The following is a 15837-nucleotide window of genomic DNA, read 5'->3' on the forward strand; positions in this document are numbered from 1 at the left end:
CCCCAAAAACCCCCCCCCCCCCCCACCGCGCCCGCGCCTTCCCCCCGGGCGGGCCCCGCCGCGTTGTACACCCGGCATTCGCCGTGTCGTACGCGCGCTTCCGCAGGCCACAACGGCATTGCGTACGAAGGAATTTGATGGGCCGATAAGTGGCCTGAACCCCGCGGGGGCGGCTGTCGGTGCCGCCAGGTAGCGTTTCCGGGAGAAGGGGACGGGCGGGGAGCAAGGGGAGGCATCGGTGGCGAGCGGCCCTGAAGTGGTCACATGCGGTGAGGCGATGCTGTTGTTGCTCGCCGAGCCCGGGGTTCCCCTGGAGCGGGCCGTGCACTTCCGCCGCTCGGTCGCCGGAGCGGAGTCCAATGTGGCCACGGGCCTGGCCCGGCTCGGCCACAGCGCCCGCTGGCTGGGCCGGGTGGGCGCGGATCCGGCCGGCCAGGCCGTGCTGCGCGAGCTGCGCGCCGACGGCGTGGATGTGGCGTTCGCCGGGGTGGACGAGCAGGCCCCGACCGGGCTGCTGCTGCGCGACAGCCATCCGCACCGCGCCATCGATGTGCAGTACTACCGCTCCGGCTCGGCCGGCTCCCGGCTCGCGCCCGAGCACATATCGGCCGAGGCGGTCAGCGGCGCCCGCCTCGTGCACATCTCCGGGATCACCCCGATGCTGTCGCCGACCGCGGCGGCGGCCACGGACCGGCTCATCGAGCTGGCCCGTGCCGCGGAGGCGGAGGTCTGCTTCGATCCGAATGTGCGGCGCAAGCTGGGCGGCGCGGCCCAGTGGGCCCACACGGCCGGGCCGCTGCTGCGCGAGGCCGAGCTGGTCCTGGCGGGCGAGGACGAGCTGGAGCTGCTGACCGGCAGATCCGCCGACGAGGCCGCGGCGGAGCTGCTGGACGGCCGGGCGCACACCGTCGTCATCAAGCGCGCCGACCGCTCGGCGACCGCCGTGACCGCGGACGGGCGCTGGGACCAGCCGCCCTATCCGGTGCCGGTGGCCGACCCCGTGGGCGCGGGAGACGCCTTCGCGGCGGGGTACCTGTCGGGGCGGCTGCGCGGGCTGCCCGAGCCACGGGCGCTCGCCGAGGGCGCCTGCGTCGCCGCGCTGGTCGTCCAGACCGCGACCGATACGGACGGGCTGCCCAGCGCGGCGGTGCGTGAGCGGGCCCTCGCCGCGTTCACCGGCGCCGCCAACTCCGTCCACCGCTGAGCCCGCGCCCCCCACGCAGTGCTTCCCCCGCATCGACAATCGCAAAGCGAAAGGCCGCATATCCCGGAGGCACCCCGGGGCGGCATCTCCAGGAGACCCTTCTGAGAGGAAAGGCGGCGAATTGCCGTGTACCGCTGGGAGATCACCCGGGCCGCGCTCGCACAGCGGATCTTCGCCATCATCCGCAGCGACAGCTATGACCACGCGACCGCGACGGCGGACACCCTGCTCTCCGCCGGCCTCACCACCGTGGAGTTCTCGCTGACCACCCCGTTCGCGCTGGAGGCCGTCACCACCCTGGTCCGGGAGGTCGGTGACGAGGCGGTGATCGGCGCGGGCACGGTGCTGGACGCCGCCTCCGCCCGGATGGCGGTCGACGCAGGCGCCCGGTTCCTGGTTTCCCCGAGCCTGGACCCGGAGGTGATCCGCACCGGCCACCGCTACGGCCTGCCGGTCTTCCCCGGCGTCGCCACGCCCACCGAGATGGTGCACGCACTGGAGCTGGGCGCGGACGCCCTCAAGCTGTTCCCGGCCTCCGCCCACAGCCCCCGCTGGGTCAGGGACTTACGGGCCGCCCTGCCGCAGGCCGCCCTGCTGCCCACCGGCGGGGTGACCGTCGCCGAAGCGCCGGAGTGGATCGCCGCCGGAGCGGTCGCCTGCGGGATGGGCTCGGCGCTGTCGGAGGGCGACCGGGACGTGGTCGCCAAGCGCGCCGCGGAACTTCTCGCCCGGCTGCAGGACGTCGCCCCGGCCGATGTCTGCTGATTCGGGGGCGGCCGAGCCCGCTGACTCCGCTTCCGGCCAACTCTGCTGACGTTCCATCAACCGACCCGTCTCATGCAGGGGCGGCAGGGGCGGCGTTTCAGCAGCTGATCAACGGGTTCCGCCGGGCGGGCTCTTCTGCCACCCTGAGCGCGCTGTGATCACGCGCGAGGTCCAACACCGCCGGTGCGGCCCGTGCGTGCCGTTCCATGCCGCTCGCCGCGGCCTGTGCGAAGGAGTCGCCATGCGACGTTCCGTCACGCTGTCCGCCCTGGCCGCCGTGCTGGCCGCCACCGCCGCCGGCTCGGCCCTGGCCGCCGGCCCCACCGCCGGGCCCGCCGCCACTGCCGCCGCCACGGCCAAGCACCAGCGCGGCACCCTGCTGGACCGGGTGCCCGAGCGCGGCGTGCTGCGCGTATGCACCACGGGCGACTACCGCCCCTTCACCCACCGCGACCCCAAGACCAACGACTACACCGGTATCGATATCGACATGGCCCGCGACCTGGCCAAGAGCCTGGACGCCAAGCCCGCCTTCACCGCCACGACCTGGGCCAAGCTGGTGGACGATCTGGCGGCCGGGCGCTGTGACGTCGCCATGGGCGGGGTGTCGGTGACCCTGGCCCGGGCCCGTAAGGCGTACTTCAGCGACCCGTATCTGACCGACGGCAAGACCCCGGTGGTGCGGTGCGAGGACGAGCAGAAGTACCAGACGCTGGAGGACATCGACCAGCCGGGCGTGCGGGTGATCGTCAACCCGGGCGGTACGAATGAGCAGTTCGCCCGCGCCCACATCAAGCGGGCCACCCTCACCGTCCACCCCGACAACACCACGATCTTCGACGAGATCATCGCGGGCCGCGCCGATGTGATGATGACCGACGCCAGCGAGACCCGCTACCAGGCGAAGATCCACCCCGAGCTGTGCTCCGTCCACCCCGACAAGCCGTTCTCCTTCTCGGAGAAGGCGTATGCGCTGCCGCGCGGCGACGCCGAGTTCAAGGAGTACGTCGACCAGTGGGTGCACCTGGCCACGCATGACGGCACGTACGCCAAGTACGAGCAGGAGTGGATGAAGTAGCAGGGCTTGTGTCCATGCGGGCAGATGGAGGGCGGGGCGTCGGCCCGGTGTCCCGATTCCTCGGCCTGGTGGTCCGGTGGGTGGCTGGGCTCAGAACAGGCTCCGCTGCGCTCCGCCGCGACTGCTGCCGCGCGGTGGCCGATGAAGGGGAGCAGCGGTGCGCCGGTCCGGGGCTCGTGAGCGTGACGTACGGGCCAAGCGCCGCTGGACGGCATGGTCCGATCGCCGCGTGCGCACATCGTCTCGCGCCTTCGGCGCACAGCGGCCAGCAACGGGAACGGAGAGGGGCGCCGGGGCACCGTCGCCGTCCGGCCCACCGGGCCCTCACCGGCTCGCGGGCCGGAGGAACGGCGGATGGTCACCCGAAGCGGTGGGCGCCGGTCCGGTTCAGGCCCTCCCCCCACCTGCTCTTAAAAAACTGCTTGCTCTAAATCAAGTACTGCATGAAGCGTCTTTCTGAGAGGGGGTGGGTGGAGAGCCGATCCCGCCGGCCGGTGCCCGCCCGTTCGTCGTGCTCCCGCGCCACTGGTCCAGCGCACCGCTGGGCTGACCGGCTGGCCACTGCGCGGCAGCAGTCGCGGCCCGGTACCACTACGACGGCTGAGCCGATCGCGGCGGCAGGCGGACCATGCCTCCCCTCAGCCCTCCAGCCGCAGCACCCGCACCCCGTACGGCTCCAGGACCACCGTCTCCGCCGGGGAGCCGTCCAAGGCGGTGAGCCTGCCGTCGGCCACCGCCGGCTTGACCGACAGCTCCTCGCCCGCCTGGCTGACCAGCCAGACGAAGACCCGGCCGTCCTCGTGGACCAGGCGGTCCACGGCGATGCGGGGGTCGGAGGTGGTGACCGGGCGGCGGACGCGGGCGTGGGCGGCGAGGGCGTCGTACAGCGTGCTGGTCGCCTCGGGGTTGACGCGGGGGGTGACGGCCGCCATGTGCTCGATCGGATAGGTGCAGAAGACCACGCAGCCCTCGCCGGTCTCGCGCAGCAGCAGCGCCGGGCGGCCGTGGCCGTCGACCGCGAGGACCTGCGCGCCGTCGGGTTCGACGGGGAGGAAGACGCGGCTGTTGTCGGTGCCCGCGGCGCGGAAGGTGAGCCGGGCGCCCTCGGGGAGGGTGCCGAAGGCGCGGGTGAGGGTGAAGGTCACCTCGTCGTCCTCGACCGGGTCGACCAGGCCGTACTCCAGCTGGTGGCGGACGCCGAACAGCTCGTTCAGATGGGCGTACCAGGGGCCGCGCTGCTCGTCGTGGGCGCCGGGGGAGTACGAGACGTAGACCGTGGCGCCGTCCCGGGCCCGGCGCTCCAGCTCGTACCAGGTGGGGGAGAGGAGCTGCTTGGTGGAGGGGACCAGCCACAGCCGTACGTCGGTGGGCAGCGCGCCGTCGCTCTCGCGCACCACCGCCGCCGGGGCGTCGGCGAGCCGGGCGGCGACCCAGGCCTGGCGGCCGGTCTGCTGGACGTAGCCGCGGTCCTCGGCGCGGGTGAACGGGTAGAGGGTGTCGAGGTAGGAGGAGACCAGCAGGACCGTATCGGTGTCGGCGCGGTGGCAGCGGGGGAAGTCCACCGCGCTCAGCACCTCGGAGAAGGCGCGCAGCTCGCGCAGTTGCGGCTTGGGGACACCGGCGGTGTCGGTGAGGCCGAAGTGCATCTCGAAGGCGTGATGGCGGTACGGGGGCTGCTCGCTCAGGTTGTCGTAGTCGGTGTTGTTCCAGGCGACCCAGCCGGTCGCCCCGGCCAGCAGGCTGTTGTGCAGGGTCTGCCGGTAGTAGCGGGCGGCGCCGGGGCCGGAGGCGAAGTCGGAGCTGACGCCGAACTCCTCCAGGACGACGGGGCGCTGGAAGGTGCCGGTCAGCTCGCACACCCAGGCGGCGGCGTAGTGCTGCCGGACCGGGTCGTTCTCCATGCGGTAGACGTGCGGGCCGAGGAAGTCGCACAGCTCGGCGGTGTCCTGGAGCCGGAAGCCGTTGTCGTGGCCGGAGTTCTCCAGGCCCCAGGCGCCGTCGCCGAGCGAGACGGGCTGGGTGCCGCCGCCGGCCCGTACGGCGTCGACGACGATCTGGGCCCAGGCCGCGACCGCCTCGCGCTCCGCGGGCACCTGGCCGGAGCGTACGCCGGGCTGGCGGCCGTAGATCGGCATCTCGTTGGAGACCAGCCAGCCGGCCACCGCGGGGTGGGCGGCGAAGCGGCGCACCGTCTCGCGGGCGAACCACGCCTGGCGGGACACCAGCCACACATCGCTGTACAGATCGCGGTCGCCGCGCCAGGCGGGGTCCCAGTTCTCGCCGGACATATGGCCGACGAGGAAGGTGGGGACGGTGGTCATGCCGAGCGCCTGGTGGCGGTCGAGGAAGTCGGCGAAGCGCGCGCACAGCTCCGTATCGAGGCGGTCGGGGGCGGGCATGAAGTCCGGCCAGTAGAAGAACGACCGGGTCATGTTCAGCCCGTGGTCCCGCAGTACGCGCAGCTCGGCGTCGACGACCTCGGGGTCGTACGAGCGCCACATCAGCGGACCGCCGGTGCGCGACCAGTAGTTGGCGCCGAGCCAGATGACGGGTTGGTCGCCGACGGTGAGCCGTGCGGACGTGCGCTGCATCTGCGAACTCTCCCTCAGGCAGGGGGCGTCAGGGATGCGGCCCGGTGCGGACGGGCGGTGCCGCGCAGCAAGCAGTGAACGGCTTTACCGGTTTAGTGTCAACACTTCGGACAAGGTTCGTACGCATCGCCGCCCGGCGGTCTTGATCATCCAACTATGGCTGTACGGGGCGGCTTTGGGCCGGGACCTGGGTGTTCGACGGGTTCGACTGGTCCGGTTCAGTGACGGTGTCGTGCCAGCACTATTGACACCCTCTTCCGGGCGCCCTTAATTTCGCGGCCCCGGAGGTGCGCGGACCGCCGTCCGGCATGCGCCCTGTGAACCCGCACCGCTTCGACCCGCACAGCGAGGGGAACCCATGATCTCGACGACAACGGCCGGTCCGCGCCGCGCGCTCGCAGCCGGGGCCGCGCTCACGCTCACCGTCACGCTCGCCGCCTGCGGCGGGGGCAAGAACAACAACGGCGGGTCGGGCGGGGTGCTGACCGTTGCCACGGGATCCACGGGCAATTTCATCCGGAACTTCAATCCGTTCGCCCCGCAGCCCCTCCAGGCGACCAACGGAATGATCTATGAGCCGCTGTTCCATCTGAACGCGGCGAAGGCCGGGGAGATCGAGCCGTGGCTGGCCACCAAGTACACCTGGTCGGACGGCGGCAAGACGCTCCGCGTCACGGTACGTACCAACGCCACCTGGAACGACGGAAAGCCCTTCACCGCCGAGGACGTCGCCTGGACCTTCCAGATGGCGAAGGAGAACAAGGCGCAGAACATGTACGCCCTTCCCATCGAATCGGCGGCCGCCGAGGGCAAGGACACGGCGCTGATCAAGTTTTCCAAGTCCGCTTACACCAAGGAATACTTCATCCTCGGCAAGATGAAGATGCTGCCCAAGCACATCTGGTCGAAGATCCCGGTCAAGGAGCGGGCGACCACGCTCAACACCAACCCCGTGGGCACCGGCCCGTGGACGGTGAAATCCGTCAAGGGCACGACCATGGATCTGGTCGCCCGTGACGACTATTACTTCAAGGGCCTTCCGCGCTTCAAGACCATGCGGTACCGGTCCTTCACCGGGAACAGCGCCGTCACCGCCGCGGTCACCTCCGGTCAGATCGACTGGGGCGGCGGTTTCATCCCCGACATCAAGAAGAACTACCTCGCCAAGGACAAGAATTTCGAACTCGTCAACATCCCCCTGGCGACCACGTTCTTCCTGCCCAACGCCAAGCAGGGCCCGACGGCCGACGTCAATGTCCGCAAGGCGATCAGCGCCGCCCTCGACCGCGAGTTCATGAACCGGAGCGTGTACGACGGTCAGGCGCCCGTCGCGAACCCCATGGCGCTGCTGCTGCCCAACTACGAGTCCGTACTCGACCCGTCCCTGAAGGACGCCGTGATCGAGACCGGCCAGGGCAAGGTCGACCAGTATCTGACCGCCTCCGGATACACCAAGTCGGGCGGCTCGTGGGAGAAGGACGGCAAGAAGCTGTCCGTGACGGTCGAGCTGGTCTCCGGCTGGACCGACTACGTCAGCGTCGCCCAACTGGCCAAGCAGCAGCTCAAGAAGGCCGGGATCGAGCTCGTCGTCAAGGCCGAGTCGTACGCGCAGTGGTCCAACAACCGCGCCCGCGGGCAGTTCCAGATGCTGCTCGACAACAGCGGCTACACCCCCGACCCGCGCGCCTATTACGCCCAGCTGGTGGACAGCACCATCCCGCCGAAGATCGGTGAATCCACCAACGTCGGCAATTTCGGACGCTATTCCAACCCGGTCATGGACAAGGCCCTGGACGAGATCGCGTCCACCAAGGACCCGGCGAAGCAGAAGCCCTGGTACTACAAGATCCAGCAGGAATTCGTCAAGGACATGCCGGCCATCCCGCTCTTCTACGGCCAGAACGAGCAGGAGTTCAACGGCAATCGCGTCACCGGATATCCCACCGAGGACAACCTCTACGCGGCCCCCTCCATCTGGCTCGACCCCGACGGCGGCTGGGTGGCGGCCCGTATCAAGCCCGTCAACGGTAAATCCGGTAAGTAAGGGCGCGGCAGCGTGCGCTACGTCCTGAGAAAGCTCGGCTTCTACGCCGTCGCCGCCTGGATGGCCGTCACCGTCAACTTCTTTCTGCCCCGGCTCATACCCGGCGACCCGGTACAGCTGATGATGGCCCGGATGGCGCAGTCCGGGCCCGTGGAGCCGGGCCAGGAGGAGGCCCTGGCCAGCATGCTCGGGCTGAGCCACGGCAACATCCTGACCCAGTACTGGGACTATCTGGGCTCCGTGGTCCACCTGGACTTCGGACTCTCGGTCACCTATTTCCCCAGCCCGGTCACCGACGTCCTCCAGGACGCCCTGCCCTGGACACTCGTCCTCGTCGGCGCCGCCACCCTCATCAGCTTCGTACTCGGCCTGACGCTCGGCACCCTCGCCGGCTGGCGGCGCGGCAGCTGGCTGGACTCCCTCGTCCCCTCCACCACCTTCCTCGCCGCCGTCCCCTACTTCTGGCTCGCGCTGCTGCTCCTCTACCTCTTCAGCCAGGTGTGGGGCGTACTGCCGCTGGGCGGCGGCTACGACGAGACGCTGGACATGGGGTTCAACGGCGACTTCCTCTCCTCCGCCGTCGAACACGCGGTGCTGCCCGCCGCCACCATCGTGCTCAGCTCGGTCGGCGGCTGGATGCTCGGCATGCGCAACATGATGGTCTCCACCCTCGCCGAGGACTACGTCACCGCCGCCGAGGCCAAGGGGCTGCGCCCGCGCACCGTCATGGTCGGCTACGCCGCCCGCAACGCCGTGCTGCCCTCCGTCGCCGGATTCGCCATCTCGCTCGGCTTCATCGTCAGCGGTTCGCTCGTCATGGAGATCGTCTTCTCCTATCCCGGGATGGGCTTCACCCTCCTCCAGGCCGTCGAGAACACCGACTACCCCCTGATGCAGGCGGTCTTCCTCGTCATCACCTTCGCCGTCCTGGCCGCCAACTTCCTGGTGGATCTGGTGTACGGCTTCGTCGACCCCCGGACCAGGCAGGCCCGATGACCGCCACCCTCCCCACCGCCACCACCGCCCCGGAACGCCCCGTCGGCGGCCCCTACTCCTGGCTGGCGCTGCTGCGTCTGGCGCTGCGCTCCCGCCGGCTGGCCCTCGGGCTCGGCGTTCTCGCGGTCTTCGCGCTCACCGCGCTGATCGGCCCCTGGCTCGCCGACGACCCCGACGCGGTCAGCGTAGACCTGGGTCAGGGCCCCTCCGGGGCGCACTGGCTCGGCACCACCCAGACCGGCCAGGACGTCTTCGCCCAGCTCGTCGTCTCCGCCCGCGGCACCCTCGTCATCGGCGCCGCGGCCGCCGTCATCGCCACGGTCGTCTCCGTCGTCATCGGCATCGGCGGCGGCTTCCTCGGCGGCGTCGCCGACGAGACCATCTCCCTGATCAGCAATGTCTTCCTGGTCATCCCCGGGCTGCCGCTGGTCATCGTGGTCGCCGCGTACGTCAAGGGCGACGGGGTCTTCTCCACCATCCTCGTCATCGCCCTGACCAGCTGGGCCGCCTCCGCCCGGGTGCTGCGCGCCCAGACCCTCTCGCTGCGCACCCGCGACTATGTGCTGGCCGCGCGCGTCTACGGGGAGAAGCGGTGGCGGATCGTGCTCGTGGAGATCGTCCCCAATGAACTGGCGATCATCGTCTCGCAGTTCATCCACGCGGTGATCTTCGCGGTGCTCACCCAGGCCGGTCTGGCCTTCCTCGGCCTCGCCGACCCCTCCTATCTCACCTGGGGCACGATGCTCTACTTCGCCCAGAACGCGGAGGCCCTGACCGGCGGCGCCTGGTGGTGGTTCGTCCCACCGGGGCTGTGCATCGCCCTCCTCGGCACCGCCCTGTCCCTCGTCAGCTTCGGCCTCGACGAGGTCCTGGACCCGCGGCTGCGCACCCGCCGCCCGCGGAAGGAGAAGAAAAAGCGATGAGCGACACCGTGCTGCGCGCCGAGCACATCGACGTCTCGTACGAGGCGTACGACGGCACCCGCCCGACCCGGGCCGTCCGCGACGTCAGCTTCGAGCTGCGCCGCGGCGAACTGCTCGGCGTCGCGGGCGAGTCCGGCTGCGGCAAGTCCACCCTCGCGTACGCCGTCGCCCGCTGTCTGCAGCCGCCCGCCCGGCTCACCGCCGGATCCGTGACCTTCCACGGCCGCGACGGCGGCGAGAGCGACCTGCCGGCGCTGGAGGGCGAGGCGCTGCGCGCCTTCCGCTGGAACAAGCTGTCCATCGTCTTCCAGAGCGCGATGAACGCCCTCAACCCGGTGACCCGTATCGGCCGCCAGTTCGACGACATCTTCCGCGCCCACCGCCCCGGCATGCCAGGACCCGAGCGCCAGGAGCGCGCCCGCGCCCTCCTCGACATGGTCGGCATCGACCCCGCCCGGATCCGCGCCTACCCGCACGAGCTGTCCGGGGGCATGCGCCAGCGCGTCGTCATCGCCATGGCGCTCGCCCTGGAACCCGAGGTCGTCATCATGGACGAGCCGACGACCGCCCTCGACGTGGTCGTACAGCGGGAGATCCTCGACGAGGTGGAGCGGCTGCGCGAGGAGCTGGGCTTCAGCGTCGTCTTCATCACCCACGACCTGTCCCTGCTGCTGGAGATCAGCGACCGGCTGGCCGTGATGTACGCGGGCTCCATCGTCGAGTACGGGCCGTGCGACCGCATCGCGCGGGGCGCGGGCCATCCGTACACCCAGGGGCTGCTGCGCTCATTCCCCGAGCTGACCGGTGAGCGGCGCGCGCTGCGCGGCATCCCCGGCTCGCCGCCCGATCTGCGCGAGGAGCTGGCCGGATGCCCGTTCGCGGACCGCTGCGAGCGGGCGTTCGCGCCGTGCCGCACGGTCGCCCCGCGCCAGGTGGAGCTGCCGGGCGGGGGCTACGCCGCCTGCCATCTGCACGACCCGGCCCATGCCGCCGCCGCGGCGGCTGGGCCCCTGCACGAGGGGAGCCGGCCGTGACCGCACTGGAGGTGACCGGGCTCACCGTCGACTTCCCGCAGCCCGGCGGACGGCCCTTCCGGGCGGTCGACGGGGTCTCCTTCGCCCTGCGGGCCGGGCGCACCCTGGCGCTGGTGGGAGAGAGCGGCAGCGGCAAGTCGACCGTCGTACGCGCCCTGTCCCGGCTGGTGACGCCCACCGCCGGGGCGATCACGCTCGACGGGGCGCGGCGCACCCGTGGCGCGGACTACCGGCGCGCCGTGCAGATGGTCTTCCAGGACCCGTTCGCCTCCCTCAACCCGGCCCACACCATCGGCCACCATCTGCACCGGCCGCTGCTGGTCAACGGGAAGGCGCGGCGCGGGGCCGACGTACGGGAGAAGGCGGAGGAGCTGCTGCGGTCGGTCAACCTGACGCCGCCGGCCGATGTGGCCCGTAAGCGCCCGCATGAGCTGTCCGGTGGTCAGCGGCAGCGGGTGGCCATCGCCCGGGCGCTCGCGCCCGGCCCCCAGGTACTGCTGGCCGATGAGCCGGTGTCGATGCTGGACGTCTCGATCCGGCTGGAGATCCTGGGCCTGCTGGACCGGCTCAAGGACGAGCGGGGCCTCGCCCTGCTGTATGTGACGCACGACCTGGCCACCGCGCGCCACTTCTCCTCCGAGGTGATGGTGATGTACCGGGGCGAGATCGTCGAGCGCGGCCCCAGCGACGAGGTGATCCTCGCCCCCAAGCACCCCTACACCCAGCTGCTGGCCTCGGCCGCGACCGGCTCCGGGGCCACGCGGGAGGAGGCGCGCGCGGCGCGGATCGCCCGGCTCGCGGCGCGGGCGCGGCGGGACGCGGAGCGGCGGGAGATCGTGGTCGGCGACGGCTGCCGGTTCCGGCCGCGCTGCCCGCTGGCCATGGACGCCTGCGCGCGCCGGCCGCCGGAGGCCGAGGTGGGGCCCGGGCACCGGGCGCTGTGCTGGCTGTACGCCGGCGAGAGCAGCGGGGAGGGCACCAACGCCGGCGGCCCCAACACTGACGGCGTTGACAGCGTTATCGGCAATCCCGGATAAGCTCTGCTAAGTTCTGCGTAGTTTGTCCGGACAACAGAACTTCACGACTTCCCGTCATGTGCTCGTCCGGCTACGCTCGCCCCGTGGCAATGCAGGAAGAAGGCTCCTCTGGCTCAGCGGAGGCGCTGCAGTTCAGCGTGGACCGCAGCAGCCCCGTCCCGCTTTACTTCCAGCTGTCCCAGCAGCTCGAAGCGGCGATCGAGCAGGGGCGGCTGGCCCCCGGCAGCCTGCTCGGCAATGAGATAGAGCTGGCAGGGCGGATGGGCCTGTCCCGTCCCACCGTCCGCCAGGCCATCCAGTCGCTGGTCGACAAGGGGCTGCTGGTGCGCCGCCGCGGCGTGGGCACCCAGGTGGTGCACAGCCAGGTCAAGCGCCCGCTCGAGCTGAGCAGCCTCTACGACGACCTGGAGACCGCGGGCCAGCGCCCCGCCACCCGCGTACTGCGCAACACCACCGAGCCCGCGACCGCCGAGGTCGCCGCCGCCCTCGGGGTCGCCGAGGGCACCGAGGTGGTACTGATCGAGCGGCTGCGGCTGGCCCACGGCGAGCCCATGGCCCATCTGTGCAACCACCTCCCGGCGGGTCTGCTCAAGCTGGACAGCGCCGAGCTGGAGGAGACCGGTCTCTACCGCCTGATGCGCGCGGCCGGGATCACCCTGCACAGCGCCCGCCAGACGGTCGGCGCCCGCGCCGCGACCGCCGAGGAGGGCGAGCAGCTGGGTGAGCCGGAGGGCGCGCCGCTGCTGACCATGGCGCGGACGGCCTTCGACGACACCGGCCGGGCCGTCGAATACGGCTCGCATACGTACCGGGCCTCGCGCTACTCCTTCGAGTTCCAGCTGCTCGTTCGCCCCTGAGAACCGCACGTTCCCCGCGTGAAAGGCTGCCCGAAGACGAACCGCTCCTGAAGAGCCTCCCGAAAAGCCCCGGAAAAAGCCCCGGAAAAAGCCCCGGACCCCTGGCGTACACCCCCTGGACCCCGGCCGTGCACCGTGACGGATACTTGGGCGGCGCCCGGGCCGATCGGTCATGCCCGGACGCCCCCGAAACGGGACGTCTTCGAGAAGGGCTGGGTCTTCGTGGCCAGGGTTGGGACAGGGGCACGTGCGTTGACCGCTGCCGTGCTTGCGGCGGTGCTGGGGTTCGCCTCGGCGGGATGCAGCAGTACGGGCGGCAAGCGCGCCGAGGAGCGGGCCGAGCAGGCGGCGAACGCTTCGGGGCGGGCGGCGGTGAACACCCCGAGGATGACCTTCGCCATGGTCACCCACTCCGGTGACGGAGACACCTTCTGGGACATCGTCCAGAGCGGCGCCGAGCAGGCGGCTCTCAAGGACAATGTGAAGTTCCTCTACGCCCACCACGAGGAGGGCAAGGACCAGGCCCAGCTCGTCCAGTCCTATATCGACCAGAAGGTCGACGGGCTGATCGTCACCCTCGCCAAGCCCGAGGCCATGCAGGCCGTGGTCAAGAAGGCCGAGAAGGCGGGCATACCGGTCATCACCGTCAACTCCGGGGCCGCGCAGTCCAAGGCGTTCGGGGCGCTGAGCCACATCGGCCAGGACGAGACCATCGCGGGCGAGGCGGTCGGCGAGGAGCTGAACAAGCGGGGCCGCAAGAAGGCCCTGTGCGTGCTGCACGAGCAGGGCAACGTCGGCCTTGAGCAGCGCTGCGACGGCGCCGAGAAGACCTTCGACGGCAAGCTGGAGCGGGTCTACGTCGAGGGCACCAACATGCCCGACGTCGAGTCCACGATCGAGGCGAAGCTCCAGTCCGACAAGGGCATCGACGCCGTCGTGACGCTCGGCGCGCCCTTCGCGGCCACCGCGGCCAAGGCGGCGGACCAGTCGGGCAGCAAGGCGGAGATCGACACCTTCGACCTCAACGGCAAGGTCGCCGAATCGCTCCAGAACGGCACCCTCGGCTTCGCCGTCGACCAGCAGCCGTATATGCAGGGCTACGAGGCCGTGGACCTGCTGTGGCTCTACCACTACAACGCCGATGTCCTCGGCGGCGGCCAGCCGGTCCTCACCGGCCCCCAGATCATCACCAAGGACGACGCCGCCGAGCTGGCCAAGTACACCAGGCGGGGGACCCGATGAGCGCGGACGCGCCACCCGCGACCAAGGACGATCGTCTGGTGCGCCGCTCGCTGCCGCGCCGGCTGGCCGGCCGGCCCGAGCTCGGCGCGATCGTCGGCGCCATCGCCGTCTTCGTCTTCTTCTCGGTCGTCGCCGACAGCTTTCTGCAGTGGTCGAGCTTCAGCACGGTGCTGTACGCCGCCTCCACCATCGGGATCATGGCGACGCCGGTCGCGCTGCTGATGATCGGCGGCGAGTTCGATCTGTCGACCGGGGTGATGGTCACCTCCTCCGCGCTGATCTCGTCGATGTTCTCGTACCAGATGACGGCGAACGTCTGGGTCGGCATCGGGGTGTCCCTGCTGGCCACCCTCGCCATCGGGTTCTTCAACGGCTTTCTGCTGGTGCGCACCGGGCTGCCGAGCTTCATCATCACGCTCGGCACCTTCCTGATCCTCCAGGGCTGCAACCTCGGCTTCACCAAGCTGATCAGCGAGACGGTCTCCACCAAGACCATCGCCGACATGGAGGGCTTCCCCGAGGCCCACAAGGTCTTCGCCTCACACCTGACGATCGGGGACGTCGATCTCCAGGTCACCGTCCTGTGGTGGTTCGGCCTGGTCGCGCTCGCCACCTGGATCCTGCTGCGCACCCGCGCCGGTAACTGGATCTTCGCGGTGGGCGGTGCCAAGGAGGCGGCCCGCGCGGTCGGCGTGCCCGTGAACCGCACCAAGATCGGGCTGTACATGGGGGTCGCCTTCGCGGCCTGGATCTCCGGGCAGCATCTGCTGTTCAACTACGACGTCGTCCAGTCCGGCGAGGGCGTCGGCAACGAGTTCCTGTACATCATCGCGGCCGTCATCGGCGGCTGTCTGCTGACCGGCGGTTACGGCTCGGCGATCGGCGCCGCCGTTGGCGCGTTCATCTTCGGCATGGCGAACAAGGGCATCGTGTACGCGCAGTGGAGCGCGGACTGGTTCAAGTTCTTCCTCGGCGCGATGCTGCTGCTCGCCACGATGCTCAACTGGTGGGTCCGCAAGCGGGCGGAGGCCGCGAAATGACCACGACAGATACCGCCGCCGGCACCGTTACCCGGGTGCCGCTGATCGAGCTGCGCGAGATCAGCAAGAGCTACGGCAACGTCAAGGCGCTGCAGGGCGTCTCCCTCGAAGTGCACGCCGGGGAGATCACCTGTGTCCTCGGCGACAACGGCGCGGGCAAGTCCACCCTCATCAAGATCGTGGCCGGACTGCACCGGCACGACGCCGGCAGCCTCACCATCGAGGGCGAAGAGGCCCGGCTCGGCTCGCCGCGCGAGGCCCTGGACCGCGGCATCGCCACGGTCTACCAGGACCTCGCGGTGGTGCCGCTGATGCCGGTGTGGCGCAACTTCTTCCTCGGCTCCGAGCCCCGGAAGGGCCGCGGCCCCTTCAAGCGGCTCGACGTGGAGACGATGCGCACCACGACCCGGGCGGCGCTGCTGCGCATGGGCATCGACCTGCGCGATGTCGACCAGCCCATCGGCACCCTCTCCGGCGGCGAGCGGCAGTGTGTGGCGATCGCCCGCGCCGTCCACTTCGGCGCCAAGGTCCTCGTCCTGGACGAGCCGACGGCGGCGCTGGGCGTCAAGCAGTCCGGGGTGGTGCTCAAGTACGTGGCTGCCGCCCGTGACGCGGGTCTCGGTGTGGTGCTGATCACCCACAATCCGCACCACGCCCATCTCGTCGGCGACCGCTTCGTCCTCCTCAAGCGCGGCACGATGGCCGGCAGCCACCTCAAGTCGGAGATCGCGCTCGACGAGCTCACCCGCCAGATGGCGGGCGGCAGCGAGCTGGAACAGCTCAGCCACGAGCTCGCCCGCCCGACGGAGCCCCTCGCCCGCCCGACGGAGCCCATGAAGCCCATGAAGCCCGTGGAGAAGGGCGCCGCGGACGAGGTCTGAGAGAACCTGGGGTTACGCCGGACGCCGCATGGCGCGATCACCCGCCCTGGGGCGGGACTCGCCATGCGGCGCCTGGCGCGGGTGAGGCACAATCGCACGGCGGGCCCCACCCGCCACGACCGTGTACGCCGAGGCCCCGGCCTCC

General features: G+C 70.6%; 13 protein-coding genes. 12 read left to right on the forward strand and 1 reads right to left on the reverse strand.

The window, feature by feature from the left end; all coding sequences use genetic code 11:
- Positions 1-238 precede the first annotated feature (238 nt).
- The 3 genes from ACFV2X_RS34355 to ACFV2X_RS34365 all read left to right on the forward strand — a co-directional run bounded on the left by ACFV2X_RS34355 (position 239) and on the right by ACFV2X_RS34365 (position 3047).
- Positions 239-1204 carry a sugar kinase gene (locus ACFV2X_RS34355; RefSeq protein WP_385624198.1) on the forward strand — a complete coding sequence of 322 codons (966 nt, stop codon included), beginning with the start codon at positions 239-241 and terminating at the stop codon, positions 1202-1204.
- Positions 1205-1330: 126 nt separating this feature from the next.
- A complete protein-coding gene (locus ACFV2X_RS34360; RefSeq protein ID WP_385624200.1) occupies positions 1331-1969 on the forward strand; it encodes a bifunctional 4-hydroxy-2-oxoglutarate aldolase/2-dehydro-3-deoxy-phosphogluconate aldolase in 639 nt (212 codons plus the stop codon).
- Positions 1970-2210: 241 nt separating this feature from the next.
- Positions 2211-3047: a transporter substrate-binding domain-containing protein gene (locus tag ACFV2X_RS34365; RefSeq protein ID WP_385624203.1), complete on the forward strand. Its 837-nt coding sequence runs from the start codon at positions 2211-2213 to the stop codon at positions 3045-3047.
- A 638-nt stretch (positions 3048-3685) separates the two neighbouring features.
- On the opposite strand, the gene ACFV2X_RS34370 is transcribed toward ACFV2X_RS34365, so the two are convergent.
- Complete coding sequence (locus ACFV2X_RS34370) at positions 3686-5638, reverse strand: cellulase family glycosylhydrolase (protein ID WP_385624205.1); 1953 nt, start codon at positions 5636-5638, stop codon at positions 3686-3688.
- Positions 5639-5996: 358 nt separating this feature from the next.
- On the opposite strand from ACFV2X_RS34370, the gene ACFV2X_RS34375 reads away from it, so the two are divergent.
- The 9 genes from ACFV2X_RS34375 to ACFV2X_RS34415 all read left to right on the forward strand — a co-directional run bounded on the left by ACFV2X_RS34375 (position 5997) and on the right by ACFV2X_RS34415 (position 15692).
- Positions 5997-7682 carry an ABC transporter substrate-binding protein gene (locus tag ACFV2X_RS34375; protein WP_385624207.1) on the forward strand — a complete coding sequence of 562 codons (1686 nt, stop codon included), beginning with the start codon at positions 5997-5999 and terminating at the stop codon, positions 7680-7682.
- A 12-nt stretch (positions 7683-7694) separates the two neighbouring features.
- The gene (locus tag ACFV2X_RS34380) at positions 7695-8678 is read left to right on the forward strand and encodes an ABC transporter permease (RefSeq protein WP_385624210.1); all 984 of its coding nucleotides are present in this window, start codon (positions 7695-7697) and stop codon (positions 8676-8678) included.
- A complete protein-coding gene (locus ACFV2X_RS34385; RefSeq protein ID WP_385624212.1) occupies positions 8675-9601 on the forward strand; it encodes an ABC transporter permease in 927 nt (308 codons plus the stop codon). Before ACFV2X_RS34380 ends, ACFV2X_RS34385 begins: the two co-directional genes overlap by 4 nt.
- Positions 9598-10635 carry an ABC transporter ATP-binding protein gene (locus ACFV2X_RS34390; RefSeq protein ID WP_385624215.1) on the forward strand — a complete coding sequence of 346 codons (1038 nt, stop codon included), beginning with the start codon at positions 9598-9600 and terminating at the stop codon, positions 10633-10635. Before ACFV2X_RS34385 ends, ACFV2X_RS34390 begins: the two co-directional genes overlap by 4 nt.
- Positions 10632-11672 (forward strand): ABC transporter ATP-binding protein, encoded by a 1041-nt coding sequence (locus ACFV2X_RS34395; RefSeq protein WP_385624217.1) that lies wholly within the window; start codon positions 10632-10634, stop codon positions 11670-11672. The genes ACFV2X_RS34390 and ACFV2X_RS34395 overlap by 4 nt, the downstream gene beginning before the upstream one ends.
- 89 nt (positions 11673-11761) lie before the next feature.
- Positions 11762-12529 carry a GntR family transcriptional regulator gene (locus ACFV2X_RS34400; RefSeq protein ID WP_179285266.1) on the forward strand — a complete coding sequence of 256 codons (768 nt, stop codon included), beginning with the start codon at positions 11762-11764 and terminating at the stop codon, positions 12527-12529.
- Positions 12530-12751: 222 nt separating this feature from the next.
- The gene (locus tag ACFV2X_RS34405) at positions 12752-13771 is read left to right on the forward strand and encodes a sugar ABC transporter substrate-binding protein (protein ID WP_385624286.1); all 1020 of its coding nucleotides are present in this window, start codon (positions 12752-12754) and stop codon (positions 13769-13771) included.
- A complete protein-coding gene (locus tag ACFV2X_RS34410; RefSeq protein ID WP_385624219.1) occupies positions 13768-14811 on the forward strand; it encodes an ABC transporter permease in 1044 nt (347 codons plus the stop codon). The genes ACFV2X_RS34405 and ACFV2X_RS34410 overlap by 4 nt, the downstream gene beginning before the upstream one ends.
- Positions 14808-15692: an ATP-binding cassette domain-containing protein gene (locus tag ACFV2X_RS34415; RefSeq protein WP_385624221.1), complete on the forward strand. Its 885-nt coding sequence runs from the start codon at positions 14808-14810 to the stop codon at positions 15690-15692. Before ACFV2X_RS34410 ends, ACFV2X_RS34415 begins: the two co-directional genes overlap by 4 nt.
- Positions 15693-15837 lie beyond the last annotated feature (145 nt).

The sequence above is a fragment of the Streptomyces sp. NPDC059679 genome, assembly GCF_042734105.1.
GTDB lineage: Bacteria > Actinomycetota > Actinomycetes > Streptomycetales > Streptomycetaceae > Streptomyces.